General features: G+C 47.7%; 2 protein-coding genes. One reads left to right on the forward strand and one right to left on the reverse strand.

The features are described 5' to 3' along the window. Window positions 1-923, forward strand: a 923-nt coding sequence (locus tag ABDZ84_RS21370) for a transposase (protein WP_343782934.1), incomplete at its 5' end; no start/stop codon positions are given. A gap of 11 nt (window positions 924-934) precedes the next feature. Here the strand turns inward: ABDZ84_RS21370 and ABDZ84_RS21375 are convergent. Next, window positions 935-1,172: hypothetical protein (locus ABDZ84_RS21375; RefSeq protein WP_343782936.1), on the reverse strand; the 238-nt coding region annotated here is incomplete at its 5' end.

Here is a 1,172-nt window from a genome sequence, read left to right on the forward strand (position 1 = left end):
AGGATGCCAAAGTCATCGCTCAAATCATTAAAGACGGGCGTTTTCATGAACCCACACTACCCGAGGATGTCTATGCCGAATTGAGGGAAGGCATGAAACTACATGACATCATCCAAGAGGACTTGTCTTCCATCAAAGCACAGATGCATAATGCGCTGGATCGCTATTTTCCGGAGTTCCTAGATGTCTTCAAAGACTGGACCGGGAAAGCAGCACTCCACCTACTGGAAAAGGGGTATCTTCCTGATGATATCCGACAGGCTTCGGAAGAAGACTTGATGGCCGAAGTGAAAAACGCTGCCCAACGTGCAGTGGGGATGAAACGTATCCAGGCATTAAAACAGGCAGCCGAAGATAGTATCGGCCTGACGGTCGGTTTAAGCATGGCACGCGAAGAATTCCGTTATCTTATTGACCAATACAAGGCCCTAGAAGAACGACTCGTCGCTCTTGAAGCACAACTCGAAGAACTCGTTCTTCTGGTTCCTGGGGCGGAGCAGATGATAGCCATCAAAGGTGTCAGTACCATGACAGTGGCCGGTTTCTTTGCGGAAGTCGGTGATCTATCGAATTACAGAGATCCACGCCAAATTATCAAATTAGCGGGACTCAATCTGATGATGAATCAATCCGGGAAATTCAAGGGGCAGACAACCATTACGAAACGAGGACGTAAAAGGCTGAGAAAGCTCCTGTATCAGGTGGCACGCCCCCTCTCGTTTCATAATGAAGCTTTCCGAAAGCTTCATGACCATTACCGTCATCGATCCATCAATCCCTTAACTGGGAAGCAATCGTTTATCGCGCTAAGTCGTAAACTTGTGAAAATCTTTTATGTGTTAGGGACACGCAAGTGTACCTTCAGTGAAGAACGCATGATCCGGGATATCCCCGGTGTTTCAGACTTACAGGAAACTGCCTAAACAAAAAAGATCTATTTCGTTTTGAGACCCATTGTTTGAACATTCGAAGCACGGAGAAGCCGGTCGATATTTTCACCGTTAGGGCTTTGACCCGCTTTAGGAGCATTTCCGGCATCCACCATGGTCAGGTTGAACGAAGGAATTTGCGCGCATTGACGCCGAGAGACATGGGAGGGTCCACCGCCATGCGTAACGTGGAGATCCAAGGTGCGATCATACGAACGCAAACCATTTAATGGAAAAAATCCA

The organism is Virgibacillus salarius (assembly GCF_039521925.1).
Lineage (GTDB): Bacteria > Bacillota > Bacilli > Bacillales > Amphibacillaceae > Virgibacillus > Virgibacillus salarius.